Below are 25768 nucleotides of genomic sequence, written 5' to 3'. Positions count from 1 at the left end.
TCTTTAGAAGCCGGGCGGGCCTACCGGGAGGAGAATGGGGCGGATGGACCTGGAGAGCGTCGCGGACGAGCTGTACGGGCTGCCGCCGGGCGAGTTCGTCGCCGCCCGCGGCCGGCACGTCGCCGCGGCGCGTACGGCGAAGGACCCGGCGCTCGCCAAGCAGATCGCCGCCCTGCGCAAGCCGACCCTCGCCGCCTGGGCCGGCAACCTGCTGGTCCGCTCCGCGCCCGACCAGGTCGAGGCGCTCCAGCGGCTCGGCGAGGGCCTGCGCGCGGCTCAGGACCGGCTCGCGGGGGACCAACTGCGCGAGCTGACCCGGCAGCGCAACGCGCTGGTCGCCGAACTCGCCCGCGAGGCCCGCCGGCTCGCCGCCGAGGCCGGCCAGCCGGTCGGCGACGCCGTACAGCACGAGGTCGAGACGACCCTCCACGCCGTCCTCGCCGACCCGGACGCGGCCGGCGAGTGGGCCGCGGGCCACCTCGCCAAGCCCCTCACCACCCGCCCCGGCTTCCCGGGCACCGCAACGGCCGCAACGGCCGCGACCACCGCGACCACCGCCCGGGCCCCCGCCTCCTCCCGCCGCCCGGCCCGCAAGCGCCACCTCAAGCTCGTCGAGGACCCGGCGAAGGCGCGCGCCGAGGAGCTCACCCGGGCCCGTAAGGAGGCGAAGGCCGCCGAGCACGAGGCCCGCGACCGGGACAAGGCCCTGCGCCGCGACGAATCCCAGCGGGACAAGGCGGAATCCCGCCTCGAAGAGGCCACCGCCCGCGTCGCCGACCTGACCGACCGGTTGCGCTCCGCCGAGCAGGCCGAAACCCGGGCCCGCGAAGCCCTCACCCACGCCCGCCGCACCCTGACCGCCACCACCCGCGCCACCCGCGAATCCCGCAGAGCGGCCGACAAGGCGGCGGCGAAGGTGGCGGATCTGGAATCCGGCACATGAGCACCGCCGCCGGCAACGCCTCCGCCCGCCCCGCACCGTACGCACGGCCCGCTCTTCCGAAGTGCGCGCCCCGCGGGTGTCACGCCCCGGGGGTGGGCGGTGTCTGGATGGGGACCGGATCGTTCGAGCGAGGAGAGAATCGTGACGTTGCGTGTTCCCAGGGCGGAGCTTCCCGGTGAGATGCGGGAGGCAATGGTGCAGCAGTTCGGCGAGTTGCCCGAGCCGGTGGAGGTGCTGTTCAACCACCCCGACGTGGCCGTCGACAATCTGGAGTTCGCCGCGAAGGCGGCCTCCTGGCGCGCCGTCGACGCGAGCCTGAAGTCGTTCGCCCACATGGCGGTCGCCGCGCTGATCGGGTGCAGTTGGTGCCTCGACGTCGGCTACTTCCAGGCGCAGAACGAGGACCTGGACCTGGCCAAGGCCAGCCAGGTGCCGCGGTGGCGGGAGTCGGACGTGTTCTCGCCGCTGGAGCGCGAGGTGATGGCGTACGCGGAGGCGATGTCGGTGACGCCGACCGCCGTCACCGACGCGCAGGCCGCGAGCCTGCTGGCGCGGCTCGGCTCCGCGGGGCTCGTGGAGCTGACCGCGTTCGTCGGGTTCGTCAACCTGTCGACACGGGCGAACACCGCGCACGGCGTCACCTCGCAGGGCTTCTCCGAGGCGTGCGAGATCCCGCTGGCCGGCCGCGCGGAAGCCGCCGGCCGGGCATGACCATCCCGCCCGACGACCCGTTCGTCACCCACCGCAGCCTGCTCTTCACCGTCGCCTACGAGATCCTCGGCTCCGCCGCGGACGCGGAGGACGTCCTCCAGGAGTCCTGGCTGCGGTGGGCCGCCGCCGACCGGTCGGACGTACGGGACGCGCGGGCGTACCTCGTGCGGACCGTCACCCGGCAGTCCCTCAACCGGCTGCGGACGCTGGCGCGGCGGCGCGAGGACTACGTCGGCGAGTGGCTGCCGGAGCCGCTGCTGACCACGCACGACGTGGCCGAGGACATCGTGCTCGCAGAGAGCGTGTCGATCGCGATGCTCACCGTGCTGGAGACGCTCGGGCCCACCGAGCGGGCCGTGTTCGTGCTCCGCGAGGTCTTCGACATGCCGTACGGCGAGATCGCCGAGGCCGTCGGCAAGCCGGCGGCCACCGTGCGGCAGATCGCCCGGCGGGCCCGCGGGCACGTGGCGGCCCGCCGGCCGCGGGTGCAGGTCAGCCCGTCCGAGCAGCAGGAGGTGGTGGAGCGGTTCCTGGCCGCGCTGCACACCGGCGAACTGCAGGAGCTGCTGGCGGTCATGGCGCCCGACGTGGTCCTGGTCGCCGACGGCGGGGGGATCGTGGCCGCGGCGCTGACCCCGATCCGGGGGGCGGACCCGGTGGCGAAGCTGCTCGCGACCGCGAACCGGGTGGCGCTGGCGACGGCCGCCGTCTGGTTCAACGGCGCCCCCGCCGGCCGGGTCGAGTTCGACGGGGAGCCGGCGGCGGTGAGCCTCGAACTGGCCGACGGGAAGATCACCCGCATCTACGTCGTCCGCAATCCGCACAAGCTCACCCGCATCGACCACCCCGCCCGCCTCACCAGGTGACGCACGAACGCCGGCCGCTGCGGCGCAGGGCCGGGTTTGCGCCGAATCCGGCTTCCTGTACCGAGTGCCGGACGGGGACCGGCTCCCGCGGCACACTGGTGCGGGTCGAGCCCGTATTCGAACGCACGAGGAGCGCCGATCATGTCCGAGCAGCACTTACCCGACGGAACCAGGTCACTGGACCAGCAGCGGCCGCACTCGGCGCGCGTCTGGGACTACTGGCTGGGCGGCAAGAGCAACTACGAGGTCGACCGTGAAGTCGGCGATCAGATGGCGGAGGTCGTGACCGACGTCGTGGAGGCGGCGCGGGCCGATCGCGGCTTCCTGATGCGGTCGGTGCGCCACTTCGCCGCCGATGCCGGGATCCGCCAGTTCCTCGACCTCGGCGCGGGACTGCCCACCAACCACAACACCCACGAGGTCGCGCAGGACCAGGCGCCGGAGTCCCGCGTCGTCTACGTCGACAACGACCCGCTCGTGCTGCGGTACGCCGAGGCGCTGCTCACCAGCGGCCCGGAGGGCGCCACCAACTACGTCGACGCCGACGTGCGCGACGTGGCGGCGATCCTCGAACAGGCGGCGAAGACGCTGGACTTCAGCCGGCCCGTCGCCGTGATGATGCTGGGGATCGTGCAGTTCATCGTCGACGACGCGGAGGCGCGCGAGGTCGTGCGCCGGTTCGTCGAGGCCGTCCCCTCCGGCAGCTATCTGGCGCTCGCCCACCCCGTCAAGGGCGTGAGCGGCGAGTTGGACGGCGTACTGCAGATGTGGAACGAGGCGAGCGTGGACCCGCAGACGCTCCGCACCCACGCCGACGTCGCCGGCTACTTCGAAGGACTGGAGATCCTCGAACCGGGCGTCGTCCCCTGCGCCCAGTGGCGCCCCGACGACGCGGCCGTGGGCCGGAACCGCGCGGTGGCGCCCTGGCGGGTCTGCGCGGTGGGCCGAAAGCCCTGACGCCGCGGCCCGGGGCGGCGCGGCCGAGCCGTGCGCGCGGGGTGCGCAAGTCCGATCCACTGTGCCGTGATTGGCCCTGTTCCGGCCGCGCGGATACCGCTGGGATGGATCCACCCCCGCCCCGGCGAAAGGCTCCCGATGACCGTGCCGCCGCGTACGCGCCCCTTCGCGCAGGTCGACGTCTTCGCCGCGACTGAGTACGGCGGCAACCCCGTTGCCGTCGTCCTGGACGGGACGGACCTGACCGGCGAGGAGATGCAGCGGCTGGCGCGCTGGACGAACCTGTCCGAGACCACGTTCGTGCTGCCGCCGGCCGCCCCGGAGGCGGACTACCGCTTGCGCATCTTCACCCCGCAGGACGAGCTGCCGTTCGCCGGGCACCCCACCCTCGGCTCGGCGCGGGCCTGGCTGGAGGGCGGCGGCCGGCCGCGGCGGGCCGGCCGCATCGTGCAGGAGTGCGGCGCGGGCCTGGTGACCGTACGGCACGAAGGGGACTCGCTGGCGTTCGCCGCGCCGCCCCGGATCCGCGAGGGGGCGCTCGACGACGCGTATCTGGACCGTACGGTCGCCGCCTTCGGCATCACGCGCGAGCGGGTCGTGGCCCACCAGTGGGTCGACAACGGGCCCGGCTGGGCCGTGCTCCAACTGGCCACCGCCGCGGAGGTCCTCGCCCTCGAACCCGACCTCTCGCTCATTCCGGGCGCGATGGTCGGCGCCATCGGCGCGTACCCCCAGGGCTCCCCGTACCGCTACGAGATGCGCACCTTCGCCCCCGGCGCGGGCGTGCCCGAGGACCCCGCGTGCGGCAGCATGAACGCCGCAGTCGGCCAGTGGCTCACCGGCACCGGGGCCGCCCCCGCCGCCTACCGCGTCTCGCAGGGCACCCGGGTGGGCAGGACCGCCGGCATCGGGATCACCGCTGACCCGGACGGCACGGTCTGGGTCAGCGGCACCACCGCGGTCTGCATCCGCGGCACCGTCACCGTCTGACCGAGGTCATGCCCTTCGACGGCACGTGGAAGCGGCAGCCGGCCGCTGTCCGAGGACGGCGAGGAGGATCAGCCGTCGCCGGCGACCCGGATGATCGTCTTCCCGGGGGTACGCCGGCCGGGGGTGAACGCGGCCGCCGCCTCGGCGAGCGGCCGCACGCTCCCGACCCGCGGCTTGAGCCGGCCGTCCCGCAGCCGCCGCGCCAGGTCCGTGAGGCGGTGACGGTCGGGTTCCACGACGAAGAAGACCGCCCGGCCGTCGCCGGGCCTGACTGTGACCGGCTCGGCGATGGTCACCAGCGTGCCGCCGGGGCGGACGAGCGCGGCGGAGCGCGCGAGGATCTCGCCGCCGATGACGTCGAAGACCAGGTCGCACTCGCCGGCGTCCTCCAGCCGCTCCGAGTCCAGGTCGAAGAAGGCGGCGGCGCCCAGCTCCAGGGCCGCGGCCCGGTCGGCGGCGCGGCCGGTGCCGACCACCCGGGCGCCCGCCTCGCGGGCCAGTTGCACGGCGACGGAGCCGACGCCGCCGGCCGCGCCGTGGACGAGCACGGTCTGCCCGGTGGTGAGCCCGCCGTGGTCGAAGAGCCCCTGCCAGGCGGTGAGTCCGGAGATCGGCAGGGCGGCCGCGGTGACGTGGTCGACGTCGGCGGGCAGCGGCGCGAGGTTGCGGGCCTCGACGGCGGTGTACTCGGCGAGGGCGCCGTCGCGGGTCCAGTCGGCGAGCCCGTAGACCCGCTGCCCGACGGTGAGTCCCGTGGTCCCGTAGCCGAGTTCGGCGACCACGCCGGACAGCTCGTGACCCGGCACGCTCGGTGTCCGGTCCCGGCCGGCGCGGTCGGTCCACGTGCCCGGCCAGGCCAGCTCGCCGGGGGTGAACCCGGCCGCGTACACCTTCACGATGACGTCGTTCTCGGCGGCGTGCGGATGCGGCAGGTCGGTCAGGGTCATCCCTGCCGGGCCGGCGTCACGGTCGCGGACGGTGATGGCTTGCACAGGTCTCCGGCTCCTCACCGGGCAGCCGGGGAGGACTGCCCGCTCTGAACAGTGGGTGCTCTCCCGGAGGAGACGAGCGGTCTCTCAACGGCCGCCGCGGTCCGCGTAGCCGGCGAGCAGCGCGGAGAGGATGTCGGTCAGCCGCGGCCGCACCTCCACGACGGAGTGCGAGAGCTCGGGGTCGGTCTGGTAGAAGACGCGCAGTTGCGTGCCCGGAGCGGCCATCTGCCAGAGGGCTCCCGCCATGGAGGTGGCCGTGGTCACGACGCTGCGTGCCTGGTCGGCGTCGAGCGGGGTGACGGCGCTGAGCGCGGTGCCTATGGAGTCGACCTCGGCGATGGCCCGCCGCTTGAAGGACCGTACGGAGTCGTGCGAGACGTTGCGCTCCAGGTTCAGCGCGGTGTGCGCGAGCAGGTCGCAGAAGAGCGGGCGGCCGACCAGGGACCCGGCCATCAAGTCGGCGATCGCGCGGGCCCTCTCGTCCCACTGCGGGTCGTCCGCGGCGGCGGCCGGGACGTCCGCGAGGCCGGCGCGGACGTCCTGCGACCAGGCGTGCCAGGCGTCGGCCGCCAGCCGCAGGAAGATCTGCTCACGCGTCTCGAAGTAGCGCAGCATCGCCGACTTGTGCATGCCGACGGCGTCCGCGATCGCGGTGACGGTCACCTCCCGGACCCCGTGCTCGGTGGCCAGCCGGGCGGCCGCGGCGAGGATCGCGTCCTCGCGGGCGCGCTTGGCCTCGGGGCTGCGGGCACGTACGAACTCGGTTCCGGTCACGGTCCCCAGCTTAACGCAACGCGGTTGCGATACCCAGGGTCAATCTAACGCAACGGTGTTGCGATATTAACGCAACCATGTTTCGCTAGGGACATGAAGACGACGCAGCCCCACACCTGGTTCATCACCGGCTCCTCGCGCGGCTTCGGCCGCTCCCTGGCCGTCGCCGCCCTGGAGGCCGGGGACCGGGTCGTCGCCACGGCCCGCAGACCTGAGCAACTCGCCGACCTGGTCGGGAAGTACGGCGACCGCGCCCTCCCGGTGCCGCTCGACGTCACGGACGCCGCGGCCGTCCAGGCGGCGTTCCAGGCGGGCGCGGACCGCTTCGGCCGCATCGACGTCGTCGTCAACAACGCCGGCTATGCCAACGCCTCGGCGGTCGAGACGACGCCCGAGGACGACTTCCGCAAGCAGTTCGAGACCAACTTCTGGGGCGTCTACCGCGTCTCCACCGCGGCCGTCCCCCTCCTGCGCGCGCAGGGCGGCGGCGTGATCGTGCAGTTCTCCTCGATCGGCGGCCGGGTCGGCGGCAACCCGGGCCTCGGCTCGTACCAGGCGGCGAAGTTCGCGGTCGACGGCTTCACCCGGGTGCTGGCCGCCGAGACGGCGCCGTTCGGGATCCGCTGCGTGGTCGTGGAGCCCGGCGGCTTCGCGACCGACTGGGCCGGCTCCTCGATGCGGATCCCCGACGTCACGCCGGAGTACGAGGCGACGGTCGGCGAGATGGTGCGCTTGTTCTCCGGGGTCACCGCGCCGGGGGACCCGGACCGCGCAGGCGGCATCCTGGTCCGCCTCGTCAGGGAGCCCGAGCTGCCCTCGCACCTCATCATCGGCGCCGGTGCGGTGGAGATGGCCCAGGACTACTCGCGCGGCCAACTCGCCGAAGCCGCCGCCTGGGAGGCGGTGAGCCGGTCGGCCGACGCCGGCGAGGACTACCCGGTCGCCTTCCCGCCGGCCGCCGGCGGAACGGCAGCGCGGTGAGGCGGCGGTCGAGGCGCCGTAGGCCGCGGGACGTACGCCACCGGGCGGGAACTACCCGGCGGTGGCGGAGCCGACCGGGTCCGGTGCGGGCGTCCGGCCCGCGGCGGCCTGGTCGGCCTCCACGCGCTCGCAGACCCGCGCGCACGAGTGGCTGATCAGCCGGGAGACGTGCATCTGCGAGATGCCCAGGTGGTCGGCGATGCCCCGCTGCGTCATGTCGCAGAAGAAGCGCAGGTAGAGGATCTCGCGCTCGCGCTCCGGCAGCCGGCTCAGATGGGGTCGCACGGCCTCGCGGTCCACGGCCTGGTCGAAGCCTGGCTCGGTGCTGCCGAAGGTGTCGAGCAGCGAGTAGCCGTCCTCGGTGCCGGGCAGGGCGGCGTCGAGGGAGAGCGTGGCGTAGCTCTCCCACGCCTCCAGGCCCGTACGCACCTCCTCCTCGGTCAGCCCCGCCGCCTCCGCGATGTCCGCGGTGGCCGGGAACCGGTCGTCGGCCGTGACGGCCAGCGACAGGCCCGCACTGCGGACGCGGTTGCGCAGCTCCTGGACGCGGCGCGGCACGTGGACGCCCCACATGTGGTCACGGAAGTGGCGCTTCAGCTCACCGACGATCGTCGGCACGGCGAAGCTCTCGAAAGCGCTGCTGTGCCCCGCGTCGTACCGCCGCACCGCCTTCACCAGGCCGAGGTGCGCGACCTGCTCCAGGTCCTCCAGCGCCTCGCCGCGGTTCCTGAACCGGCGGGCCAGCCGCGCGGCCATCGGCATCCACGCGCGTACGACCTCCTGCCGAAGGGCCTCCTTGTCCGGCCCTTCTGCCATCCCGGCGAGCCGGCGGAACTGCGCGGAGGTGTCGGGTGCGTCGTGGTGCGGGTGCTTTTTCCTTGCCCGGACATGCGCCACGGGGGCCTCCCTCGGGCGAGTCGTGCGTGTGCGATTCTCAGGGGAGGACGACGGCGTACGGCACCGCTCACCGGGACACCGGCCGCGGCCGGAGCGCCGGCGGCGGGGCGGCCGTGAACTCCTGCGGCGTGCCTCTGCTCCGAAGCACGTGAGCCGCCTGCCCGACGCCGTCTGATGCAAACGGGGCTCATAGGGCCTGTTCCAGAATACGCCGGTACGGCACGCCGCACGAACGGTCACCGGCCCGCCTCCCGGGGCCGCCGCAGGATCGCACTCGGCCACCCCGCGGCCACCCACGGTGGCCCGTCCGGCGCCGTCGCGAGATCGGCCGTTAGGACCCGCCGGAGCGTGGTACCCGGAATGTCCGGCCGGGGCACGGCGCGTACGTGACCGGACAGGCGTGCCGCCGTGCCCGCGGGCCGGGACAGCACACACCGCTCGGACAAGGAGCACGACATGACCTCCGCCGATGTGGATCCGGACCTCTCCCTGGCACTCGGTCGCCAGTTGCGCGTGGACGCGATACGGGCCGCTGCCGCCGCCGGATCCGGCCACCCCACCTCGTCGATGTCCGCGGCCGACCTGATGGCCGTGCTGCTCGCGAGGCATCTCCGCTACGACGTCGACCGTCCCGACCACCCGGGAGCGGACCGCCTGGTCCTGTCCAAGGGACACGCCTCGCCGCTGCTGTACGCGGCCTTCAAGGCGGTCGGCGCCGTCGACGACGAGGAACTGCTGACGTTCAGGAAGCTGGGCAGCCGGCTGGAGGGGCATCCGACGCCGATGCTGCCGTGGGTCGACGTGGCCACCGGGTCGCTCGGCCAGGGGCCGCCCATCGGCGTCGGCATGGCGCTGGCCGGCAAGCGGCTCGCGCACCTCCCGTACCGGGTATGGGTGCTGTGCGGCGACAGCGAGCTGGCCGAGGGTTCGGTCTGGGAGGCGTTCGAGCACGCCGGGTACGAGCACCTGGGCAACCTCACCGTGATCGTCGACGTGAACCGGCTCGGCCAGCGCGGGCCCACCCGGCACGGCTGGGACCTGGACGCGTACGCCCGCCGGGCGCGGGCGTTCGGCTGGCACACCATCGAGGTCGACGGGCACGACGTCGCCGCCGTCGACGCCGCGTACGCCGAGGCCGCGGACGTGACCGACCGGCCGACGGCCGTGCTCGCGCGCACCGTGAAGGGCAGCGGGGTCGCCGCCGTGGCGAACCGGGAGGGCATGCACGGCAAGCCCCTGCCGGACCCCGAGGCGGCGATCGCCGAACTGGGCGGCACCAGCGACCTGCGCGTCGAGCCGCACGCCCCGCCGCCCGCGCTCGCGCCGCCGCGCGCGGCGGCGCCGCATCCGTTGCTGCCGCGGTACGACGTGGGGGACCCGGTGGCCACGCGCGACGCGTACGGCCAGGCGCTGGCGGCGCTCGGCACGGCCCGGCCCGACGTCGTCGCCCTGGACGGCGAGGTCGGCGACTCCACCCGCACCGAGTACTTCGCCAAGGAGCACCCCGACCGGTACTTCGAGTGCTACATCGCCGAGCAGCAGCTCGTCGCGGCGGGCGTCGGCATGCAGGCGTGCGGCTGGGTACCGTTCGCGGCGACCTTCGCCGCGTTCTTCACCCGCGCCCACGACTTCGTGCGCATGGCCGCGGTCAGCAGGGCGAACCTCAGCCTGGTCGGCTCGCATGCCGGCGTCGCGATCGGCGAGGACGGTCCGTCGCAGATGGGGCTGGAGGACCTGGCGATGTTCCGCGCCGTGCACGGCAGCACGGTGCTGCACCCCTGCGACGCCAACCAGACCGCGCGGCTCGTCGCCGCCATGGCGGACGAGGAGCTGACCGGCGTGCGCTACCTGCGCACCATGCGCGGCGCCCGGCCTGTCCTCTACGGACCCGACGAGGACTTCCCGATCGGCGGCAGCAAGCTGCTGCGCGCCACCCCCGGCGACAGCGTGACCATCGCCGCGGCGGGGGTCACCGTGCACGAGGCACTGGTCGCCGCCGAGTTGCTGGCCGCGGAGGGCATCGGGGCGCACGTGCTCGACCTGTACTCCGTCAAGCCCGTCGACGTCGCCGCCCTGCGGGCGGCGGCGGAGCTGACCGGCCGGATCCTCACCGTCGAGGACCACCGCCCGGAGGGCGGCCTGGGCGACGCGGTGGCCGAGGTGTTCGCCGACGGCCGCGAAGTCCCGCGGCTCGCCCGGCTGGCGGTACGCACCATGCCCGGCTCGGCGACGGGGACGCAGCAGCTCGCGGCGGCGGGCATCGACGCGGAGGCGATCGCGGCGGCGGCCCGCAACCTCGTCGACGCGGAGGCCGCCAGGCCCGTCTGACGGGGGAGCGGCACCGGATCGGCGGCGGATCGCCACTGCATCGGCACTGCATCGGCACCGGATCGGCACCGGATCGGCGGCGAGCGGAACGGTCCGGCCTCAGCCCTCGGCCGAGGCCGGACCGTGTGCCGCGATCGTGCCGTGATCGGGGGTCGTGATCGGGGCCGTGATCGGGGTCGTGATCGGGGCCGTGATCGGGTGCGGCCCCGGCCCGCTTACGACCCGTAGACGAAGCAGAACGGATGTCCCGCCGGGTCCGCGTACACGCGGAAGTCCCGCCTGCCTCCGTCGTCGTCGGTGTCCAGCGGCCGGGCGCCCAGCTCCAGCGCGTGCCGCTCGGCCGCCTCGACGTCGGTGACCCGCAGATCCAGGTGCAGTTGCTGCGAGTTGTCGTCGGCTCGCGGCCAGTTCGGCGGGCGGTGCCCGGGCGCGCGCTGGAAGGCGAGCCGGGTGCCGTCCGGCGCGAGGAGTTCGCACCAGTCGTCGCGGCGCGAACTCACCTCGCCCCCGAGCAGACCCCGGTAGAACTCGGCCAGCCGGAGCGGCTCCGGGCAGTCCACCGCGACCAGGCAAAAAGTGGCGACCGGCATGACGACCTCCTTGACGGCGACGTGACCCACGCCGAATGCCCCGCGGGGCACGTGCTCAATCCGGTGCCCCACGGGTGGCGTACGTCGAAGTCCTCGGTCAGGCCCTGGCCAGCAGCTCCCGCACGCCCTCGGCCGTCAGGGCCATCTCTTCCGGCGTACCCGCGTCGACGACCAGCGACGGGCCGTCCTCGGGCCAGCCGCGGGCGAGGTCGCCGAGCCCGACCGCGTTGTAGCGCTCGATCTCCGGGAAGACCTGCTCCAGGCGGTCAGGGGAGGTGAAGACCGGCACCAGCCGGGTGCCGTCGCCCTGCTCCACCACCGGCAGGCTCAGCGTTTCGGCCGGCCCGGGGGGCTCGGCTGCGGGATCCGGGTCGGGCAGCAGCACCCGGCTCTCGGCCAGCGTGTGCAGGGCTTCCTGGTCCGGACCGTTCTCGACGACGGTGTGCAGCGCCTGCTGCGCGGCAGAGCGCTGACCGTTCGGGTGGTACGTCATGGGTGTCCCTTCGCTGTGCGGTGCCGGGAGGCCGGTCTCGGCCCGGGTTCCCCGGGCGGGCGGGCTGAAACCGGAGCGCACTACTGACGTTTTTGTCCGTTTGATCACGGATCCCAGATGGCTGACGATGGGGGCGTCGAACCGACCACGAGCAGGGAGAAACCATGCCGAGAGGATCCAGCGCCAAGCGGGAGCGCCAGTACGAGCACATCGAGAAGGGCGCTCGGAGACGCGGCGCCACCCCGGCGCGGGCCAAGGAGATCGCGGCCCGCACCGTGAACAAGGAGCGCGCCCGTACGGGCGAGGCCCGCACCGCGAGCCGCACTGCCACCCGCGACGTCTCCTCCGCCCGCCGCGGCGGCCTCCGCTCCCACGGCGGCGCCGCGGGGCCGACGTACGACCAGCTCTACGCGGAGGCCAGGCGCCGCAACATCCACGGCCGCTCCTCGATGAACAAGGCCCAGCTCAAACGCAAACTCTCCCGCTGACCCCCGGCCCCCGTCACCCACCCGGCCGAACCCCCCGCCCCGGCCGGGCGGGCGCCGGGGACGGCCGGCGGCACCGAACGGCGCCGCCACCACTTCAGGCCGGCACGGCCGTCGAAGCCGCCGTCTAGGAACTCACCGCGACGGAGCCGCCGGGCGGCCCGGGGTGGGCTGTCACAGGGCCCTGCGGATCGCGATTTCGACGGGTGAGTACGCGCCGTCGGCGCGCTCCAGTGCGTACGGCGCGGCCGGCATCAGCGGTGGCTGGGCCATGAAGCGCGGTCGTGCCCCGTGGTGCGGCTGCGCCGCGTGGACGAGGAACGGATGGCACAGGAAGACGTCCCCCGGGGAACCGGTGGCGAGGGCCAGGGGCCGGTGGGCGGATGCCGCCACGAGGTCCGGCGCGATGGCCAGGCCGCTCGCGCCCTCCTCCCCGTACGGCTCCAGCACCTTCGGCACGTCGAGGTGGGAGCCGACCCGGATCCGGGTCGGGGCGTCCTCTTCGCCCACCTCGCTGAAGAGGAACAGCATCAGCAGGGCCCGGCCGTGGGAGCGGAGATTGGTGAAGGGCCAGGTCTCGCCCTCCACCGCATAGCCGCCCTCGATGTGCCAGCCCGCGTCGTCGGGCTCGTCCGCGTGCGGAAAGCGCAGCGGGAAGGTGCCGAGCGAGTAGCGCGGCTGCCAGCGGCCCACGCCGGCCAGCAGGTCGTACGCCCGGTGCAGGGCGGGGGAGTTGGGGGCGGCGGCGAACGGTCCCTGTGTCATCTCACCGACCCAGTGCACGGGCCGCGTCCATGTCTCCGGGTCGTCCGGGTCGCAGCCGGTCTCCCGCCACAGCAGCCGCGCGCAGCTCGCTGCCACGCGGGGCGCGACGGCGCCCTCCAGCTTGACGAAGCCGTCGCTGAGGAAGCGGGATACCAGGGTCGTGTCGTCCATGCCGCCATCGTGAGGCGCCGGCCGTCCCCGTCACCCGACACTTGCCGCACCGCTTTTCTCGGGTGCGGCATTCAGGCCCGCGCCTGATTGAATCGATGGCCGGGATCTTGGAGGCGAGCGTGCTGGAGCGGCTCAATCAGGCCATGGAGCACATCGAGCGGCGGCTCGACGGCTCCGTCGACGCAGCCGAGCTGGCGCGGGTCGCCGCGACCTCGGAGTACCACCTGCGGCGGATGTTCTCGGCGCTCGCGGGGATGCCGCTGGCGGAGTACGTCAGGCGCCGTCGGCTGACCGTCGCGGGCGCGGAGGTGCTGGCGGGGGAGCGGACGCTGCTGGAGATCGCGGTGCGGTACGGATACGGCTCGGGGGAGGCGTTCGCGCGGGCGTTCCGCGCGGTGCACGGCGTGGGGCCGGGCGAGGCGCGGCGCACCGGTGCGGCGCTCAGCTCCCAGCCCCGGATGACCTTCCGCCTCATCGTCGGCGGGAGCAGCAGTATGCGCTACCGCGTCGTGCACAAGCCGGAGTTCCACGTGGTCGGGGCGAAGGCCCGGGTGCCGCTCGTGCACTCGGGGCCGAACCAGGCGATCATCGATTTCGTCCGCGGGACCGGCGACCGGGTGAGGGAGTTGCTGGAGGAGCTGTCCGACCAGGAGCCGCACGGCATTCTCGCGGTCTGCGACGACCTCGATCCCAGCCGGGCGGAGGGCACCTCCCTCGACTACTACCACGGGGTCGCCACCTCGGCGGTCGCGCCGGAGGGCATGGCCACGCTGCCCGTGCGGGCCGGGACATGGGCGGTGTTCACCACCTCGGGGCCGGTACCGGAGGCGATCCAGGCGCTGTGGCGGGACGTTTTCACCGAGTGGTTCCCCTCGAACCCGTACCGGAGCCGCCCCGGGCCGGAGATCCTTCGCACCCGGATGTCGGCGGACGGCAGCGAGGCCGATGCCGAGCTGTGGCTGCCGGTGGAACGCGAAGCCGGTTGATCCCGGCGAGCCGCGTCCGCGGCCGTCGCCCCTGCGCTCGTCGGCAGCGCCCGTGGCGCAGCGTGATCAAGTACCCGGAGAACGCGGGACGGCCAGGAAGGAGATCCGCGACGGTCGGAACAAGGATGGTGTCCAGGGGGGGACTTGAACCCCCACGCCCTAATACGGGCACTAGCACCTCAAGCTAGCGCGTCTGCCATTCCGCCACCTGGACCGGTGGATGCCGCGCGGGCGGAGCCGCTGCGACGCGGTACACCCTAGCAAACCCGAGGGGGCCCGCGATCACCCCGCGGGTTGGGTCGGGGGGTCCGGCGGGGCAGGATGGGGCGTGGACCCCGAACGTGCCAGGGAGGCATCGTGAGCCAGCCGGAGAACGCCCGTGGCGGCACCGTCGAGCGCGCGGAGAGCGAGGTCGTCGACCTCTGCCGTGAGCTGATCCGGATAGACACCAGCAACTACGGCGACCACTCCGGGCCGGGGGAGCGCGCGGCCGCGGAGTACGTGGCGGAGAAGCTGGCCGAGGTGGGGCTGGAGCCGGAGATCTTCGAGTCGCACCCCGGGCGCGCGTCGACCGTCGCGCGGATCGAGGGCGAGGACTCCTCGCGTCCCGCGCTGCTCATCCACGGGCACCTCGACGTCGTGCCGGCCAACGCCGCCGACTGGACCCACGACCCCTTCTCCGGCGAGGTCGCCGACGGCTGCGTCTGGGGGCGGGGGGCGGTGGACATGAAGGACATGGACGCCATGACCCTCGCCGTGGTACGCGAGCGGCTGCGCACCGGGCGCAAGCCCCCGCGCGACGTCGTGCTCGCCTTCCTCGCCGACGAGGAGGCCGGCGGTCTCTACGGCGCCAGGCACCTCGTGGACACCAAGCCCGAGCTGTTCGAGGGCGTGACCGAGGCCATCGGCGAGGTCGGCGGCTTCTCGTTCACCGTGAACGAGGACGTGCGGCTGTATCTCATCGAGACCGCGCAGAAGGGCATGCACTGGATGCGCCTGACGGTCGACGGGACCGCGGGGCACGGCTCGATGACCAACCGCGACAACGCCATCACCGAACTCTCCGAGGCCGTGGCCCGGCTGGGGAGGCACGAGTTCCCGGTGCGGCTGACCAAGTCCGTACGCGGCTTCCTCGACGAACTCGGCGACGCCCTCGGCGTCGAGCTGGACCCCGAGGACATGGAGGCCACCCTCGCCAAGCTCGGCGGCATCGCGAAGATCATCGGCGCCACCCTCCGCAACACCGCCAACCCCACCATGCTCGGCTCGGGCTACAAGGTGAACGTGATCCCCGGGCAGGCCACGGCGCACGTCGACGGCCGCTTCCTGCCGGGGTACGAGGAGGAGTTCCTCGCCGACCTCGACCGGATCCTCGGCCCGCGCGTCAAGCGCGAGGACGTGCACGCCGACAAGGCGCTGGAGACCACCTTCGACGGGGCGCTGGTGGAGGCCATGGCGACGGCGCTGAAGGCGGAGGACCCGATCGCCCGCGCCGTGCCGTACTGCCTCTCCGGCGGCACCGACGCCAAGTCCTTCGACGACCTCGGCATCCGCTGCTTCGGCTTCGCGCCGCTGCAGTTGCCGCCGGAGCTGGACTTCGCCGGGATGTTCCACGGGGTCGACGAGCGGGTGCCGGTCGCGGGCCTGCAGTTCGGCGTCAGGGTGCTGGACCGGTTCCTCGACGCCTGCTGAGCCGGGGTTTCTCTCCGGTGGCAGCGCGGGTGCGGACAGGTGGCACATGCCGTCGAATCGGCCACCTGTGCCAAACGGACTGAAACGGGTGAATGGCACGATAAGCGCGTAGCTCGAAACCTCCCTCGTCGTTGCATTGGGTGCGGTCCGCTGCTGGGGCCGCACCGTCAATGAGGAGGAAGAATGATCAAGAAGGTTGTCGCCGCGGCGGCCGCCACGGGCGGTCTGATGCTGGCTGGTGCCGGCGTCGCCGCTGCCGACTCGGGTGCGCAGGGCGCTGCCGTGCAGTCCCCGGGCGTGATCTCCGGCAATGTCGTCCAGGTCCCGATTCACATCCCCGTGAACGCCTGCGGCAACACCGTGAACGTGGTCGGTCTGCTGAACCCGGCGTTCGGCAACACCTGCGTCAACAAGTGACGTTGAACCTCCCGTAAGGGTGTGACCGTACGGCCCCGGAGCGCGCTGCAGCGCCCCGGGGCCGGACGGGCTTTTTGGACGAGCGGGACGGGGACGGCCCGCCTGCTCGAGTACCCAGAGCTCAGAAGGCAGGAAAGACCCATGCGACATGTCGCAAGGAAGGGCCTGTTCACCATCGCCGCCGCGGGCGGCCTGCTGGTCGCCGTAGGCGGCGCAGCGGCACAGGCCGACGCGGGCGCCGAGGGCGCCGCGCAGAACTCCCCGGGCGTCGCCTCAGGCAACACGGTTCAGGCACCGGTGCACGTACCGGTGAACGCGTGCGGCAACACGGTGAACGTCGTCGGGCTGCTCAATCCCGCGTACGGCAACACGTGCGTCAACGACGGCGGCGGCACGAAGTCCGGCTCCGGCGGCGAGACCGGCGGCCATGCCACCGGCGGCGCCGCGGCCCAGGGCGTGTCGTCGCAGTCTCCGGGCCTGCTCTCCGGCAACACGGTGCAGGCGCCCGTGGACGTCCCGGTGAACGCGTGCGGCAACTCCGCGAACGTCGTCGGCGTCGGCAACGCCGCCTTCGGCAACGAGTGCGGCAACGGCGCCACCCCGGACACCCCGAAGCCGCCCAAGCCCGAGGAGCCGCCGACGCCGGAGGAGCCGAACCGGCCCGACGTGCCGGACCGCCCCGACGTGCCGGACACCCCCGAGCAGCCCGGCACCCCGGACCGGCCCGACGAGCCCAAGGACCGGAGCCACACCCCGCCGAACCACGAGACGCACGCGGGCGCGCCCGTCGAGCAGCTCGCGGAGACCGGCTCCGAGATCCCGGTGGGCGCCCTCATCCCGCTCAGCGGCGGCCTGCTGCTGGGCGGTGCGGTGCTCTACCGCCGCGCCCGCGTGTCCGCGGCCTGAGCACGCGGCAACGTGATCAAGCCGGCAATGTGATCAAGTAGGCAACCCTGGGCAGGCAGGCGGCCTGACCAGGGCCGGCACCTTGATCAAGTAGCCGACGGCAGGGGCGGGTCCTGACAGCCGGACCCGCCCCTTCGCCGTCTCGGTCGTCCCGCCCGTCCCCGCCCTCGCCCGGCACCGTCCGGCGCCGGCCCCCTGGGCAACGTGGAAACCGCAGGTCAGCGGCTTGTCCACGCTAGGGATGCGCCTCCGCGGGGCTCACCACGTCGCTCGCACCTGTCTGATGATCCGGCGCCGCAGCCGCGCCCTGCGGCTGCCGTCGGGGTACAGCCGGAGCCGGTGCAACTCCCAGTGCCCGTACTCGGCTTGGTCGGTCAGAAGCCTCGCCGCGGCGGCCCGTGAGACTCCCCGCGGCACATAGACATCACGAAACTCGTATTCCGGCATCGCATCCATTGTGCGGAAAGTGCCTCGCTCCGGATAGCGTCTGCACTATGTCTGATGCTGCGCAGCCTACGGCTGCCGAGGTACGCGCCGCCGCGTCGGTGCTGAAAGCCGCGATCGACCGCCACCTCGAAGCGGTCGAGCGCCGGTCTGGCGAGGAGGGCTCTGCCGTCTATGCCGCCTTCGAGGAGCTGGCAGCGGCAGCCGAGGCGTACGACGAGGTGTTGTACGAGGTCCACGACGAGGTGACCCCCTTCGAGATCCCCAGCAGCGACACGCTGCCCGCCTACACCGGGCCCGACGAGCCGGGGGCGCTCAGCGTCCTCATCCGCCGGGACTACACCGTGGCGGAGCCGCACCGGCTGCTGGCTCAGGCACAGCGCATCGCCGACCTCGACCCGGACGTCGCGGGCGGGGACGAGACCGGGGACCGGGAGGCCGTGGGCAGCAGTCTGACGGCGGCGGTCGGCGTGCTCTTCGGTGAGTTCGAACCGGACGAGATCGCCTCGCGGCACCGGGAGTTCGGCCTCTCCGAGGGCGACTCCGCGGTCTGGGTGGCGGCGGCGGAGGAGCCGGCGGAGCCGGGGGAGTGGCTGTCGGCACCGTTCGACCAGGTCGACCCCGAGCTGGTCATCTGCCGCTTCGACGTCAGCGCGTCGTTCGAGGACGAACTCGACTTCGACGCGGACGACGAGGCGGACATCGAGGACGAGGACGCCGAGGTGCGCGAGGACGACCGGGTGGTCGATGCGCTCGACGACCTGGACGACGGCGACGACGAGCTGGAGCGGGTGGACACGGGCCGCTGAGCACGATGCTGTCGAGGGGCCCGGCGCGGACGCGCCGGGCCCCTCCCCGTACCGCCTGACGCCGTCCAGCGCTGTCTGACGCCCTCCGGTGCCGCCCCGTGCCGGCTCTGCGGTCAGGCCCGCGTCTGGGTGTCGAGCAGGCCGCGCAGCCGTGTCGTACGCCGCGGGGCGGGCACCTCCGCGAGGCGCCGGGCCAGCACGGGGCCCGCGCCGTGCACGACGGACAAGTGCCGCTCGCCGCGGCTGAACGCCGTGTACGCCCACGCGCGGCTCAGCGCCGCCTCCGCGTCCCCGGGCACCACGACCACCGCGGCGGGCCAGCGCCGCCCCGCCGCCTGGTGCGCGGTCAGCGCCCAGCCGTGCCGTACGGCCTCGGCGACCCGGTCGGGACGGACGACGACGGCGGTGCCGCCGCAGTCGAGGTGCAGCCCGGCGTCGTCACCGGAGGTGACCAGTCCGGGCACGGCGGTGCCGGGGGCGGGGACGTAGACGACGCGGTCGCCCGCGTCGAAGCCGCCGAACGCGCCGGGCCCGGGGTTCAGCCGCTCCTTCAGCGCCGCGTTCAGCACCCGGGTGCCCGCGGCGCCGCCGTGCCCCACGGCGATCACCTGCGTGTCCGCGGCGGGCACCCCGAGGGCGCGCGGTACGGAGTCCGCGACGAGCTGCACCGTGCGGTGGACCGCCTCGCCCGGGTCCTGCACCGGGACGATCACGACTTCCTTGCCGGGCGCCGCCACGGCCTGCAGCTCGCCGGCGCCGACGCCGGAGACCAGCTCGCCGATCGGCCCCGGGTCGGGGGTGCGGGAGGTCACCCGCGGGCAGACCCGGGCGGCGGCCACGTCGGCGTAGACCCGGCCGGGGCCCGCGGACTCCAGCAGCCCGGGGTCGCCGCTGAGGACCAGCCGGGCGCCGTCGGGCAGGGCCTCGACGAGGGCGGCGGCGGCCTCGGCGTCGAGCTGCGGCGCGTCCAGCACGGCCAGGACGTCGACGGCGAGCAGGCCGTCGGCGTCGCGCCCGGGCCCCTCCCGGCCGGAGAGCAGCCCGCGCACGGTCACGGCTCCGCCGGCGGCCGGGTCCCCCGCGCCCGTTCCGGAGCGGCCCTCCGCGGCGGCCTCAGGGCCCGTGGCCGCCGCGGTGAGCAGAGCGGCCAGGCGGGTGCGGCCGTCGTCGGTGTGGGCCGCCGCGTACGCGCGCAGCCCCAGGGCGCGGGCGGCGGCGACCAGCGCCGCCGGCTCCGCGCGCGCGGCTTCGCCGCCGCTGTGCAGCACGAGCCCGCTGCCCGCGGCGGCACGGATCAGCTCCGCGGCCGACGGCGACGGTGCGGTGCCGGCCGCGGCCTCCCACGCATCGGCGCCGACGACGCGCACGGCGGCGTCCTCACCCTGTTCGTCGGCGTCGGCGTCGGCGTCGGCGTCGGCGTCGGCCGCCGCCGAACCCGGGGGCGCGGTGAACGTGTTGACGAGCCGGGACAGGCCGTCCGCCAGGCCCTCTTCCGCCATCGCGTAGCGCTCCAGGCCGAGCAGCAGCCGTACGGGAATCTCCTCCTCGGCGTCCTCACCGCCCTCCGGTGCGGGGGCCGCGGCGGGCGGCTCCTCGCGCTCCTCGAAGACGAGCACGCCGCCCGTCGACGCCGCGTCGCGCAGCGCCTCCTCGGCCTCCGGCACCCCGTACCCCGACAGGGCCTCCGCCAGCGCCGGGAACTCCAGCGCGGTGTGCCCCCTGAGGGCCGCCTGCGCCAGCAGCCAGCCCACCAGCGCCTCCACCCGGCGCTCGTCGCCGGGCTCCGCGGACTCCAGCAGCCCGCGGGCGAACTCGTCGGCCTGCGACGGCCGTACGCCCGGCACCGCGAGCAACTGCCACGGGTCCGCACGCAGCAACTCCGCCGCACCTTCGCCGAACTGCCCCGCGACCCGCGCCGCAAGATCCTCGGGAGCGCCCGCGCCGGCGAGCAACACCCGTACGGCGGCGACCGCTTCGGCGCTCGGCTCCGGCGCCCGCACCGGCTCCCCCCGCTCGCTTCCGGCCCCGGCGCCCCCACCGGCCTCCGGCGCCGTCCTCGCCCCGGCCGGCGGCTCCGCGCTCCGTGCGGGCCGGGGCGCTCGCACCGGCGTGGAGAAGAACGCGGCCGCGTCCCGCTCGCCGCTCTCCACGGCCCGCACGGCGGCCATCAGCTCCGCCGCCTTCCCGGTCAGCGCCGCCCCGCTCTCGACGGGCGCAGCGGCCCGCCTGGGCCGCTCCTCGCCACCGCCCGCGCCCTCGCCGGACCCACCGGCCGCCGCCCTCGCGTCGGCCCCGGTACCTGCGTCGCCCCCGGCACTCGCGCCCGTCTCCGCGCCCCCGCCCGACTCGTCCCCGCCGGTCCCGCCGGGCGCCCCGTCTGCCCCGGACTCCGTGCCCCCGCCGCCGTCCCCCGCAGCCCCCGGCCCCGTACCGCCCCCCGCCGCCGTCTCCGCGGCCTCCGGTGCGTCGTTCACAGCGTGCTCCAGTCCTGATCGGGATAGCGGTGCACGGGCGCCGACACGTCGTCCAGCGCCTCGCAGATCTCGTCAGGAAGCGTAAGACCCTCCACCGACAACGCCGCCGACAACTGCTCGGCGTTGCGCGCCCCCACCAGCGGCGCCGCCACCCCCGGCCGGTCCCGTACCCACGCGAGCGACACCTCCAGCGGCGTCACCGCGAGGCCGTCCGCCGCCGTGGTCACCGCTTCGACCACCCGGCTCGCCTCCTCGTCCAGGTACGGCGTGACGAACGGCGCCAGGTGCTCCGAGGCCAGCCGCGACCCCGGCGGGGTGGCGTCGCGGTACTTGCCGGTCAGGACGCCCCGGCCGAGCGGCGACGACGGCAGCAGACCCACGCCCAGGTCCAGCGCAGCCGGCAGCACCTCCCGCTCCACCCCGCGCTGCAGCAGCGAGTACTCCATCTGCGTCGACGCCAGCCGCGTCCGCCCGCCGACCGCGCCCGCGCCGCCGCCCGCGGCTCCCGCGAGCTGCCAGGTCGCGGCCTTGGCGAGCTGCCAGCCGCTGAAGTTGCTCACGCCCGCGTAGCGGGCCCGGCCGCTCGCTATGGCGGTGTCGAGGGCCTGGAGGGTCTCGTCCATCGGTGTGTACGGGTCGAAGGCGTGCACCTGCCAGAGGTCGACGTAGTCGGTGCCCAGCCGCTCCAGCGAGGCGTCGAGCGCGCTCAGCAGATGCCGCCGGGAGGTGTCGAAGCGGCGCTCGGGGTCGGGCACGCTGCCCGCCTTCGTGGCGACGACGATGTCCCGCCTCGGCACGAGGTTCCCCAGCAGGCGTCCCAGCAGATACTCCGCGCCCCCGTCCGCGTACACGTCGGCGGTGTCGACGAGCGTCCCGCCGGCCTCCCAGAACGTCTTCAGCAGTCCGGCCGCCTCGGGCTCCCCGGTGTCCCGCCCCCAGGTGAGGGTGCCCAGTCCCATGCGGGAGACGCGAAGGCCCGTGCGGCCGAGTTGCCTGTGCTCCATGGGCGTTGAGATTACTGGGGACGGCGCGCTGCGCGGCGGGGACCGCCGCGCTAGAGTCGCACAGATATATTACCCACCGGTACGAAACCTCGGCGCGAGGCGCCGGAGAGCAGGGAGGCCCGCATGCGGCTCGGGATCAACCTCGGCTACTGGGGCGCCGGCATGGACGCCGACAACCTCGCCGTCGCGCAGGAGGCGGACCGCCTCGGCTACGAGGTGTGCTGGGCGGCCGAGGCGTACGGCTCCGACGCGGCCACCGTGCTGAGCTGGGTCGCCGCCAAGACCGAGCGGATCGACGTGGGCTCCGCGATCTTCCAGATCCCGGCCCGCGCCCCCGCCATGACCGCGATGACCGCGGCCACCCTCGACTCGCTCACCGAGGGCCGCTTCCGCCTCGGCATCGGCGTCTCCGGGCCGCAGGTCTCCGAGGGCTGGTACGGGGTGGAGTTCGGCAAGCCGCTCGCCCGCACGCGCGAATACGTGGAGATCGTGCGCAAGGCGCTGTCGCGCGAACGCCTGTCGTACGCGGGCGAGCACTGGACGCTGCCGCTGCCCGACGGGGCCGGGAAGCCGATCAAGCTGACCGTGCACCCGGTCCGGGAGCACATCCCCGTCTACATCGCCGCCATCGGCCCGAAGAACCTGGAGCAGACCGGCGAGATCGCCGAGGGCGCCCTGCTGGTCTTCTACTCGCCCGAGCACGCCGAGGAGACCACCCTGCGCCACGTGCGCGCCGGGCGGGCGAAGGCCGGCAAGGAGCTGGCGGGCTTCGACATCGTGCCCACGGTCCCCCTGGCCCTCGGCGACGACGTGGCGGCCCTCGCCGACGTCTTCCGCCCGTACACCGCCCTCTACGTCGGCGGCATGGGCAGCGCCAAGCAGAACTTCTACAACCGTCTCGCCGGCCGTATGGGGTACGAGCGGGAGGCCGCCGAGATCCAGTCCGCGTACCTCGCAGGAGACAAGGCCGCCGCGGCCGCCGCCGTGCCGCAGGACCTGATCGACGCCACCACGCTGCTCGGCCCGGTGGAGCGGATCGCCGACCGGATGGGGGCGTACGCCGAGGCAGGGGTGACCTCGCTGTCGCTGGCGCCGTCCGGGTTCACGCGGGAGGAGCGCATCGCGGGCGTACGCGCCGGGGTGGAAGCGCTGGAGCGCGCCGGCCTCGCCTGAGCCCCCCCGCGGGCCGGACCGGGCGGCCGTGGTGGGGGCTCGGGGTCCTCCCCGCCACGGCCGTCATCCACCCAACGCGCCGCCCCCGCATCGGTTACGGATCGCCCGCATGGCGGATGGTGCGCACCGCGGGTGTTGCGTCATGCCCATCCCCGTCATTCACTCGGATACGGGTGTATTCCGGCAGTGAAAGGCGACGGTGACATGCTCTCGGCCAAGGACCTGTACAAGGAGATCCTCGACAACGACGACACCTTCCGGCTGTTCTGCTCCATCGCCGCCGCCGGGGAGACCCAGGGCGGCTGGGAGAACGCCCGCATCTCCGACCTCGTCCCCGACTCGTACCGGGAGCTGGCCCCCAAGGTGGCCAGGCACGGCGCCGACGAGGACAAGCACGGCCGCATCTTCAACGCCCTGATGAAGAAGCGCGGCCTGGAGCCGGTGGCCGTACCCGCCGAGACCGACTACACGATGCTGCTGGAGGGCATCGGCATCGGCCTCGCCCACGACCGACTCCGCCGGGACGGGCAGCTCACCGAGGCCGACATCATCACGTACCTCGCGCACAGCAGGGTCACCGAGCAGCGGGCATCGGACCAGATGCGGATGCTCCTCAGGTACTTCGGCGACCACCCGGACATCGGCCGGGCGGTGCGGATGATCTCCCACGACGAGGACAACCACCTCGCCTACTGCCACGAGGAACTGCTGACCATGGCCGCGCACGGCCACGGCCGCCGCGTCGAGGCGGCGCTGCGCGAGGCGGCGCTGGCGGAGATCCGGGTGTACCGGGACGTGAGCCACGCGGTGATGGCGCACATGGGGCGGATCCTGAAGTGGTCGCGCGCCAGGCGCGCGCTGCTGTCCGCGGGCATCGACGCGATCTACGCGTACGAACGCGCCGGCGGCTGGCGGCGGATGGTCAGGCTGCGGATGCCGGAGTTCCGCGACGCCCTCGGCGGGCCGCCGCCGCGCACCGCGGCCGAGTTCGCCTGACGCGAACGCACCCGACCCAGCCGACCCAGCCGCTGCGAACGATACGAACGGCACCCCGCCGCGGGGCCGCGGCCCTCAGCGCCCGCCGCTGCCCAGCCAGCCGCGCCGGCGGAAGAACACGTAGAGCGACAGCACCACCGACGCCATCACCAGCAGCACCGCCGGGTACCCGAGCGTCCAGTGCAGCTCCGGCATGTGGTCGAAGTTCATCCCGTAGATGCTGCCGATGACGGTCGGCGCCGCCGCCATGGCGGCGTACGCGGAGATCTTCCGCATGTCGTCGTTCTGCTGCACCCCCACCCGCGCGAGGTGCGCGGCGAGGATGTCGGACAGCAGCCGGTCGATGGTCTCCAGGTGCTCGTTGACGCGCATGAGGTGGTCGCCGACGTCGCGGAAGAACGGGCGCGCCCGCTCGTTGACGAACGGCAGCGCCGATCCCGCCAGCCGCGCGATCGGGTCGGCCAGCGGTCCGGTGACGCGGCGGAACTCCAGCGCCTGCCGCTTGAAGTCGTAGATCCGCCCCGCCGAGCGGCCGGGGTCGCGGCCGCTCGGCTGGAAGACCTCGGCCTCCAGCTCCTCCAGGTCGGTGTGGAAGTCGTCCGCGACGTCCAGGTAGTTGTCGACGACGGCGTCGCACACGGCGTACACCACCGCCGTCGGCCCGTGCGCCAGCACCTCCGGCTGCCCCTCCAGCCGGGCCCGGACCCGGCCGAGGGGGTTCGCCTCGCCGTGCCGGACGGTGACCACGAAGGAGTCGCCGACGAAGGTGTTGATCTCGCTGACGGTGATGGTGTCGGTGCTGTCGTCGTAGAGCACGGGCTTGAGCACGAGGAACAGCGCCGCGTCGTACACCTCCAGCTTCGGCCGCTGGTGCGCGGTGACCGCGTCCTCCGCCGCGAGGGGGTGCAGACCGAGCCCCCGGGTCAGGTCGTCGAACTCCTCGCGCGACGGCTCGAAGAGCCCGATCCAGCAGAAAGTGTCCTCGTCGACGCGCGCCTGCGCGAGCACCGCCGGGACGTCGGCGGGCGCGGGCACGCGCCGGCCGTGCCGGTAGAGCGCGCAGTCGACGATCACACCGTCATTCTTTCCCGAACCGTGCCGCCTGTCGCGCAGGACGTACGCTGGCTGCCATGCCCACCCTCCTCCTGCTCCGGCACGCCCGGTCCACGGCCAATGTGGACGGCGTGCTCGCCGGCCGCAGCCCGGGCGTCGCGCTGGACGGACGCGGTACGGAGCAGGCCGCCGCGCTGCCCGCCCGGCTGGCCGCCCTGACGCCCGCCGCCGTGGTCACCAGCCCGCTCGAACGCTGCCGCGAGACCCTCAAGCCGCTGCTGGCCGCCCGCCCGGAGCTGCCGGTGCACGTCGACGAGCGGCTGACCGAGTGCGACTACGGCGAGTGGACCGGCGGCAAGCTCGCCGAGCTGGCGGAGGACCCGCTGATGGCCACCGTGCAGCAGCACCCGTCGGCGGCGGTGTTCCCCGGCGGCGAGTCGATGCGCGCGATGCAGGCGCGCGCCGTCGAGGCGGTACGGGGCTGGAACGCCACCGTGCTCGCCGAGCACGGCCCGGAGGCGCTGTACGTGATGTGCAGTCACGGCGACGTCATCAAGTCCGTGGTGGCGGACGCCCTCGGGATGCACCTGGACCTCTTCCAGCGCATCGCCGTCGGCCCCGCCTCCGTCACCGCGATCCGGTACACGCCCCTGCGCCCCTTCGTGCTCCGGCTCGGCGACAGCGGGTCGCTCGACGGCCTCGCGCCGCCCCCTCCCGCGGCGGCGCCGGGGGCGGACGGGGCGCGGGAAAGCGCGGCGGACGCGTCGGCCGCGGAGGTCGGTGGCGGTGCCGGAGCCGGTTGATCCCCGATGATCAGCAAGCGCAGTAGGGTGGTCGGATCGGGCCCGCAGCGGATCCCGTTCAGGAGTCG

The 25768-nt window shown here is 74.0% G+C and carries 26 protein-coding genes and 1 tRNA gene; 16 read left to right on the top strand and 11 right to left on the bottom strand.

From position 1 onward, the window contains the following. The first annotated feature begins 43 nt into the window (after positions 1–43). From ACFYVJ_RS19730 to ACFYVJ_RS19710, 5 genes are all read left to right on the top strand, one after another. Positions 44–943, top strand: coding sequence for a hypothetical protein (locus ACFYVJ_RS19730; protein WP_388893054.1), 900 nt, complete (start codon positions 44–46; stop codon positions 941–943). 141 nt (positions 944–1084) lie between these two features. Then, positions 1085–1654, top strand: coding sequence for a carboxymuconolactone decarboxylase family protein (locus ACFYVJ_RS19725; RefSeq protein ID WP_388893052.1), 570 nt, complete (start codon positions 1085–1087; stop codon positions 1652–1654). Beyond that, on the top strand, positions 1651–2520 hold the full coding sequence (locus ACFYVJ_RS19720; RefSeq protein ID WP_388893050.1) for an RNA polymerase sigma-70 factor: 870 nt from the start codon (positions 1651–1653) through the stop codon (positions 2518–2520). The genes ACFYVJ_RS19725 and ACFYVJ_RS19720 overlap by 4 nt, the downstream gene beginning before the upstream one ends. A gap of 141 nt (positions 2521–2661) precedes the next feature. Continuing rightward, a complete protein-coding gene (locus tag ACFYVJ_RS19715) occupies positions 2662–3477 on the top strand; it encodes an SAM-dependent methyltransferase (RefSeq protein WP_388893048.1) in 816 nt (271 codons plus the stop codon). Between the two features lie 138 nt (positions 3478–3615). Continuing rightward, on the top strand, positions 3616–4467 hold the full coding sequence (locus tag ACFYVJ_RS19710; RefSeq protein ID WP_388893046.1) for a PhzF family phenazine biosynthesis protein: 852 nt from the start codon (positions 3616–3618) through the stop codon (positions 4465–4467). A 68-nt stretch (positions 4468–4535) separates the two neighbouring features. On the opposite strand, the gene ACFYVJ_RS19705 is transcribed toward ACFYVJ_RS19710, so the two are convergent. Together ACFYVJ_RS19705 and ACFYVJ_RS19700 are read right to left on the bottom strand one after the other, a co-directional pair. After that, positions 4536–5459 carry an NADP-dependent oxidoreductase gene (locus ACFYVJ_RS19705; protein WP_388893044.1) on the bottom strand — a complete coding sequence of 308 codons (924 nt, stop codon included), beginning with the start codon at positions 5457–5459 and terminating at the stop codon, positions 4536–4538. An 84-nt stretch (positions 5460–5543) separates the two neighbouring features. Beyond that, positions 5544–6233, bottom strand: a complete 690-nt coding sequence (locus ACFYVJ_RS19700; protein ID WP_388893042.1) for a TetR family transcriptional regulator — start codon at positions 6231–6233, stop codon at positions 5544–5546. Positions 6234–6326: 93 nt separating this feature from the next. Between ACFYVJ_RS19700 and ACFYVJ_RS19695 the strand changes: the two genes are divergently transcribed. Beyond that, entirely contained in the window at positions 6327–7214 is an 888-nt protein-coding gene (locus ACFYVJ_RS19695; RefSeq protein ID WP_388893040.1) for an SDR family NAD(P)-dependent oxidoreductase, read from the top strand. Between the two features lie 51 nt (positions 7215–7265). Here ACFYVJ_RS19695 and ACFYVJ_RS19690 read toward each other — a convergent pair whose 3' ends face one another. After that, positions 7266–8111: a SigB/SigF/SigG family RNA polymerase sigma factor gene (locus ACFYVJ_RS19690; protein ID WP_388893038.1), complete on the bottom strand. Its 846-nt coding sequence runs from the start codon at positions 8109–8111 to the stop codon at positions 7266–7268. Between the two features lie 456 nt (positions 8112–8567). Between ACFYVJ_RS19690 and ACFYVJ_RS19685 the strand changes: the two genes are divergently transcribed. After that, positions 8568–10439 carry a transketolase gene (locus ACFYVJ_RS19685; RefSeq protein WP_388893036.1) on the top strand — a complete coding sequence of 624 codons (1872 nt, stop codon included), beginning with the start codon at positions 8568–8570 and terminating at the stop codon, positions 10437–10439. Between the two features lie 215 nt (positions 10440–10654). Here the strand turns inward: ACFYVJ_RS19685 and ACFYVJ_RS19680 are convergent, their stop codons facing one another. Together ACFYVJ_RS19680 and ACFYVJ_RS19675 are read right to left on the bottom strand one after the other, a co-directional pair. Then, a complete protein-coding gene (locus tag ACFYVJ_RS19680) occupies positions 10655–11029 on the bottom strand; it encodes a VOC family protein (RefSeq protein ID WP_388893299.1) in 375 nt (124 codons plus the stop codon). Between the two features lie 97 nt (positions 11030–11126). Further along, positions 11127–11522, bottom strand: coding sequence for an SseB family protein (locus ACFYVJ_RS19675; RefSeq protein WP_388893034.1), 396 nt, complete (start codon positions 11520–11522; stop codon positions 11127–11129). 164 nt (positions 11523–11686) lie between these two features. Here ACFYVJ_RS19675 and ACFYVJ_RS19670 point away from each other — a divergent pair, with 164 nt between their 5' ends. Next, positions 11687–12010, top strand: coding sequence for a plasmid stabilization protein (locus ACFYVJ_RS19670; protein WP_388893032.1), 324 nt, complete (start codon positions 11687–11689; stop codon positions 12008–12010). A gap of 171 nt (positions 12011–12181) precedes the next feature. Here the strand turns inward: ACFYVJ_RS19670 and ACFYVJ_RS19665 are convergent, their stop codons facing one another. Continuing rightward, complete coding sequence (locus ACFYVJ_RS19665; protein WP_388893030.1) at positions 12182–12943, bottom strand: phytanoyl-CoA dioxygenase family protein; 762 nt, start codon at positions 12941–12943, stop codon at positions 12182–12184. 119 nt (positions 12944–13062) lie between these two features. Here ACFYVJ_RS19665 and ACFYVJ_RS19660 point away from each other — a divergent pair, with 119 nt between their 5' ends. Continuing rightward, positions 13063–13929 carry a GyrI-like domain-containing protein gene (locus tag ACFYVJ_RS19660; RefSeq protein ID WP_388893297.1) on the top strand — a complete coding sequence of 289 codons (867 nt, stop codon included), beginning with the start codon at positions 13063–13065 and terminating at the stop codon, positions 13927–13929. Positions 13930–14055: 126 nt separating this feature from the next. On the opposite strand, the gene ACFYVJ_RS19655 is transcribed toward ACFYVJ_RS19660, so the two are convergent. Beyond that, a tRNA-Leu gene (locus ACFYVJ_RS19655) sits at positions 14056–14143 on the bottom strand. Positions 14144–14250: 107 nt separating this feature from the next. Here ACFYVJ_RS19655 and ACFYVJ_RS19650 point away from each other — a divergent pair. From ACFYVJ_RS19650 to ACFYVJ_RS19640, 3 genes are all read left to right on the top strand, one after another. Continuing rightward, positions 14251–15621 (top strand): M20/M25/M40 family metallo-hydrolase, encoded by a 1371-nt coding sequence (locus tag ACFYVJ_RS19650; RefSeq protein ID WP_388893028.1) that lies wholly within the window; start codon positions 14251–14253, stop codon positions 15619–15621. A 183-nt stretch (positions 15622–15804) separates the two neighbouring features. Further along, on the top strand, positions 15805–16038 hold the full coding sequence (locus ACFYVJ_RS19645; RefSeq protein WP_388893026.1) for a chaplin: 234 nt from the start codon (positions 15805–15807) through the stop codon (positions 16036–16038). A 141-nt stretch (positions 16039–16179) separates the two neighbouring features. Continuing rightward, a complete protein-coding gene (locus ACFYVJ_RS19640; protein ID WP_388893024.1) occupies positions 16180–16944 on the top strand; it encodes a chaplin in 765 nt (254 codons plus the stop codon). 258 nt (positions 16945–17202) lie between these two features. On the opposite strand, the gene ACFYVJ_RS19635 is transcribed toward ACFYVJ_RS19640, so the two are convergent. Then, entirely contained in the window at positions 17203–17391 is a 189-nt protein-coding gene (locus tag ACFYVJ_RS19635) for a DUF5703 family protein (protein WP_026276372.1), read from the bottom strand. Between the two features lie 47 nt (positions 17392–17438). Here ACFYVJ_RS19635 and ACFYVJ_RS19630 point away from each other — a divergent pair, with 47 nt between their 5' ends. Then, a complete protein-coding gene (locus ACFYVJ_RS19630; RefSeq protein WP_388893022.1) occupies positions 17439–18197 on the top strand; it encodes a hypothetical protein in 759 nt (252 codons plus the stop codon). A 113-nt stretch (positions 18198–18310) separates the two neighbouring features. On the opposite strand, the gene ACFYVJ_RS19625 is transcribed toward ACFYVJ_RS19630, so the two are convergent. Further along, positions 18311–20671 carry a helix-hairpin-helix domain-containing protein gene (locus ACFYVJ_RS19625; protein WP_388893020.1) on the bottom strand — a complete coding sequence of 787 codons (2361 nt, stop codon included), beginning with the start codon at positions 20669–20671 and terminating at the stop codon, positions 18311–18313. Further along, on the bottom strand, positions 20668–21675 hold the full coding sequence (locus ACFYVJ_RS19620) for an aldo/keto reductase (protein WP_388893018.1): 1008 nt from the start codon (positions 21673–21675) through the stop codon (positions 20668–20670). The genes ACFYVJ_RS19625 and ACFYVJ_RS19620 overlap by 4 nt, the downstream gene beginning before the upstream one ends. Positions 21676–21798: 123 nt before the next feature. Between ACFYVJ_RS19620 and ACFYVJ_RS19615 the strand changes: the two genes are divergently transcribed. Beyond that, entirely contained in the window at positions 21799–22848 is a 1050-nt protein-coding gene (locus ACFYVJ_RS19615; RefSeq protein WP_388893016.1) for an LLM class F420-dependent oxidoreductase, read from the top strand. Positions 22849–23052: 204 nt separating this feature from the next. Next, complete coding sequence (locus ACFYVJ_RS19610; protein ID WP_388893014.1) at positions 23053–23844, top strand: ferritin-like domain-containing protein; 792 nt, start codon at positions 23053–23055, stop codon at positions 23842–23844. A gap of 75 nt (positions 23845–23919) precedes the next feature. Here ACFYVJ_RS19610 and corA read toward each other — a convergent pair whose 3' ends face one another. After that, complete coding sequence (gene corA / locus ACFYVJ_RS19605; protein ID WP_388893012.1) at positions 23920–24918, bottom strand: magnesium/cobalt transporter CorA; 999 nt, start codon at positions 24916–24918, stop codon at positions 23920–23922. Positions 24919–24974: 56 nt separating this feature from the next. Here corA and ACFYVJ_RS19600 point away from each other — a divergent pair, with 56 nt between their 5' ends. Further along, positions 24975–25700, top strand: coding sequence for a histidine phosphatase family protein (locus tag ACFYVJ_RS19600; protein WP_388893010.1), 726 nt, complete (start codon positions 24975–24977; stop codon positions 25698–25700). Positions 25701–25768: the final 68 nt, after the last annotated feature.

It is taken from the genome of Streptomyces sp. NPDC004134, from assembly GCF_042874195.1.
Taxonomy (GTDB): domain Bacteria; phylum Actinomycetota; class Actinomycetes; order Streptomycetales; family Streptomycetaceae; genus Streptomyces.
This window is presented reverse-complemented; position numbering and strand designations above follow the sequence as displayed.